General features: G+C 69.4%; 3 protein-coding genes and 3 pseudogenes. 4 read left to right on the top strand and 2 right to left on the bottom strand.

All coding sequences use genetic code 11. The features are described from left to right. The 4 genes and pseudogenes from ACNFOC_RS51845 to ACNFOC_RS51860 form a co-directional block, all read left to right on the top strand. Positions 1–314 (top strand): annotated as a pseudogene (locus ACNFOC_RS51845) (TetR family transcriptional regulator); the annotation flags it as partial. Beyond that, positions 311–535, top strand: coding sequence for a hypothetical protein (locus tag ACNFOC_RS51850; RefSeq protein WP_416965939.1), 225 nt, complete (start codon positions 311–313; stop codon positions 533–535). The pseudogene ACNFOC_RS51845 and the gene ACNFOC_RS51850, both read left to right, overlap by 4 nt. 400 nt (positions 536–935) lie before the next feature. Further along, positions 936–1,276: pseudogene (locus ACNFOC_RS51855) on the top strand (PRC-barrel domain containing protein). Positions 1,277–1,432: 156 nt separating this feature from the next. Next, the gene (locus ACNFOC_RS51860; protein WP_416965940.1) at positions 1,433–2,272 is read left to right on the top strand and encodes an RNA polymerase sigma factor SigF; all 840 of its coding nucleotides are present in this window, start codon (positions 1,433–1,435) and stop codon (positions 2,270–2,272) included. 162 nt (positions 2,273–2,434) lie between these two features. Here ACNFOC_RS51860 and ACNFOC_RS51865 read toward each other — a convergent pair whose 3' ends face one another. Both ACNFOC_RS51865 and ACNFOC_RS51870 read right to left on the bottom strand, forming a co-directional pair. Next, a complete protein-coding gene (locus ACNFOC_RS51865) occupies positions 2,435–2,953 on the bottom strand; it encodes a GH32 C-terminal domain-containing protein (RefSeq protein WP_416965941.1) in 519 nt (172 codons plus the stop codon). Between the two features lie 12 nt (positions 2,954–2,965). Further along, positions 2,966–3,862: pseudogene (locus ACNFOC_RS51870) on the bottom strand (glycoside hydrolase family 32 protein); the annotation flags it as partial. Between the last annotated feature and the right edge of the window lie 149 nt (positions 3,863–4,011).

The raw sequence follows: 4,011 nt of genomic DNA on the forward strand, positions 1-4,011 counted from the left end.
CCACCCCCCTGTGCCCCTACATCGCCACCGCCGTCGAACTCCACGACCCCGAGCACCCCGCGTCCCAGTACGCACGCGACTACAAGAAGGCCGTCGCCGTACGGCTCGCCGACACCGCCCGCGCGGCCGGCGCCGCCGACCCTGAACAGCTCGGCGAGCAGCTCGCGTTGCTCATCGACGGCGCCGCGGCCCGCACCCGGGTCCTCAACGCCGACGCCTTCCCCACCGCCGCCGCCATCGCCGCCGTCCTCATCGACAACGCCACCCCCGCCACAGCCGGCGACGACCGGCGACGGGAGGAAGTGTCGAGTTGACGAGGCACTCTGCGGCCGGGCTGGACGCGCCACCGGTCGCGCGGCTGCATCCGCCGGTACGCGACACCAGCCGCCCGGCACCGGCCCCCGACCTGCCGGCTTTTACGGAACTGGCCGCCCGCCCACTGAAGGCCGAGGCGGAAGCCGCCGGGAAGATCGAGACCCCGAGGACCCGTCGGCGTGGTCGACCTGGCAGCTGCCGGCCCCGCACGCTGCCGTAGCGCCGAACAGCCTCAGCGCTCTGCCGGACAGCTCAACGGCACGGGAGCCCTGTCCGCCGCGGACCTCGCCCTAACCGTGCCACCGTCACTCGACCAGTGGCCACGGACGGTTGTCGTACAGACTTTCAGCAGCTCCGGGCCGCCTTGGGAAACACGTCAGATCCACAGGAGTGCAGATCGCTTCGCAGGGCACACGAAGCGTCGGAGATTGATGACAGTGGTTCCCGTTTCGCACTCAAGGCCCCGTGGTCCGCCCTGCGGCAACCGGTGGCAAGCGGTGGCAAGCGGTGGCAAGCGGTGGCAAGCGGTGGCAAGCGAGGCCGCTGGTATCGCTGGTAGGCGCGTACAAACCACGCGACGTCATTGAATTCGATGACGCCTGCACGACTTCGCAGTTCAACTGCGGGAGCAGCAAGGAATATCGAAAGGAACCGCGGGCACCGAGCTGATCGGATACACGGTCGAAGCCACCGACGGTGGCATCGGCAAGGTCGACAAGCACTCGGACGACGTCGCCCCCGCATACCTCGTCGTCGACACCGGCGTGTGGATCTTCGGCCAGCACGTCCTGCTGCCCGCCGGAACCGTGAAGTCGGTCGACCAGGCCGAGCGCAAGATCTACGTCGGCCTCACGAAGGACCAGATCAGGGAGTCCCCGAGTTCGACAAGGACAAGCACGTCGGCGACGCCGGCTACCACGAGCAGGTCGCCCGCTACTACCAGACCCAGCGATGCGTCTGACGCCGGCACCAGCCCGAAGGGGGGCCGGCTGTCGGCAGCCGGCGGACCCGCTCCTAAATCACCTGGTGTGCATTCCTCGAACCCGGGTAGGCCGATTGTTGTCGGTGGACAAGAAATCGGCGGCACGAAGTCTGGATCACGCGGGAGGGGCCTGACATGACGGTGACGAAGACGGCAGAGGCACGGACCGGGGTGCTGCCGGAGATCGCGGACCCCTCGCGGGTCGCCCCCAAGGACGCCCGCCAGCTGACCAGGCTCTTCTTCGACCAGCTCGCCGTCCTCGAAGAGGGCACGCACGAGTACCAGTACGCGCGCGACACCCTCATCGAAATGAACATCACGCTCGTCCGGTACGCGGCTTCGCGGTTCCGCAGCCGCGGCCAGGACGAGATGGAGGACATCGTCCAGGTCGGCACGATCGGGTTGATCAAGGCCATCGACCGGTTCGAACTCGCCCGCGAAGTCGAGTTCACCTCCTTCGCCGTCCCCTACATCATCGGCGAGATCAAGCGCTTCTTCCGCGACACCTCCTGGGCCGTGCACGTCCCCCGCCGTCTTCAGGAAGCCCGCATCCAGCTCGCCAAAGCCACCGAAGAGCTCCGCAGCCGGCTCGGCCGTCTGCCCACCGTCAAGGAACTCTCCCAGCTGATGTGCCTCAGCGAGGAAGAGGTCAACGAAGCACGCCTCGCCTCCAACGGCTACAACTCCGCCTCCCTCGACGCCGCCATCAGCTCCGGCGACGACGGTGAAGCCGCGCTGGCCGACTTCATCGGCCTCGACGACAACGCCTTCGAACTCGTCGAGGACTTCAACGCCCTGGCCCCCCTGATCGCCGAACTCGACGACCGCGAACGGCACATCATCCACATGCGGTTCGTCGACGAACTCACCCAGGCCCAGATCGGCGAACACCTCGGCGTCTCCCAGATGCACGTCTCCCGCCTCATCTCCCGCACCCTCGCCAAACTCCGCGCAGGCATGCTCACCACCGACTGACCACAGGTGTCCGAGGAGAACGCGCCTACAGAGGAAGAGGATTGGGGCGTTACGCGGGCCGCGTAGGTGCCCTTGGCCGCGAGTTGCCGCTCGGACAGGGCGAGGGCGGGCCACGGCCTGGGGGGACGTCCACCCCGCGGGCCGTGGTCGTGTGTCAGACCGTCACGGCCACAGCGGCCGGGGTCCGTCGGTGAAGGCCGACGCCATCTGCCAGGCGTCGAACCGCTCCAGGGTCACGTCGCCGTCGGCACCGATACCGACGCGCATCGCCTCGTCCGGGCGAGTGGGGTAGATGCGGGCGGCGAGAGGGCGGCCGTTGGCGAAGATCTCCAGCGCGGAGTGGTCGACGAGGACGCGCAGATCCACCCGGCCGTCCTCGCCCAACGGGAGCTCGCCGTACCGGGGTTCGATGTCGACCGTCGGATCGAGACTGCTCGTCTCGCGGCGCAGCAGGAGAGTGCCGCCTCCGTCGTGCGTCCGGCTCACCTCCACGACCGTGCGCTCCGCGCCGTCCGGTGTCTCGCGGACCACGAGCCGGGCGGTCGATCCGGGAGCGAGACGCAGGGTGGTCTCGATGTCCAGCTGGTCCCCGCGTACGGCGCCGAGTCGGGTGTACGGCTCGGTCAGCGCGCCCGGCGCCACCTTCTCGCGCTCCCTCCGCAACGCGGTCAGCTCCGGCACCGGCGCTTGGTCCAGACGGCCTTCCGCACCCGGCGTGACGACCCTCGGCAGGGACATCACTCCGCTCCAGCCGGCCTGCGCGGCCGCCTCGTCGGTGCGGCCCTCCTGGAGCCAGCCGAACATGATGCGGCGGCCGTGCTCGTCACGGGCGGACTGGGGGGCGTAGAAGTAGCGGCCGCCGTAGTCGAGTCGGTGGAGGGCGGTCGGGGTGAACGTGTCGCCCTTGTAGTGGCCGGTCCAGTACAGGGGGTGGTGGGTGGTGCCCTCGTCCCAGGCGGAGAAGACCAGTACGTCGGTGCTGTCGGCCTCCTCGTCCTCGCCGAGCCGGAACAGGTCGACGCACTCCCACATCGTGCCGGTCCAGTCGAGCTCGCCCTGGTTCCGCGAGGCGTCGCCGGTCAGCAGGGGGCCGACGTAGCGCCAGCTGCGCAGGTCGTCGGATTCGTACAGGAAGGCTGTTCCGCCGATGCCGCGGATTCCCGAGCCCACCAGCTGGCGCCATACCTGGCCCTCCCGCCAGACGCAGTGGTCGCGGAAGGCCGTGATGTCGGTGCCCTCGGGCGGGGCGGTGATGACCGGGTTGGCCGGGTCCTTGGTCCAGTACCGCAGGTCGGCCGATCCCCTTGCCACACAGGGGAGTTCGCGGTCTCCGTGTCTGCCCGAGTAGACGAGCGTGGGCACTCCCCCGTCGTAGACCAGGACGCCGGACCAGCAGCCGTCGCGGTCGGGGCCGTCGGTGCCGGGGACGAGGGCGACCGGTTCGTCGGTCCAGTGGACAAGGTCGGTGCTGGTGGCGTGGCCCCAGTGGATGCGGTGGTGGGCGGCGGCGAGCGGGTTGTACTGGTAGAAGAGGTGGTAGACGCCGTTCCGGTGGGTCAGGCCGTTGGGGTCGTTGAGCCAGCCGCCGGGCGAGGCGAAGTGGAAGCGCGGGCGTGGCCGGTCCCACGCTCTTCCTCCGCAGCCGCGGCTACATCGGCGTCAGCATGCTCGACGCCCCCAAGCCGCGCCGTCGGCACCACATCATGTCGGTGCGGAAGGCGCCGCAGGGCGTGCGAACT

The organism is Streptomyces colwelliae (assembly GCF_048158785.1).
GTDB lineage: Bacteria > Actinomycetota > Actinomycetes > Streptomycetales > Streptomycetaceae > Streptomyces.

Excerpts from the sequence above, each read along its gene's own strand:
- ACNFOC_RS51860 (WP_416965940.1), top strand. The coding sequence starts at position 1,433 with ATGACGGTGACGAAGACGGCAGAGGCACGGACCGGGGTGCTGCCGGAG.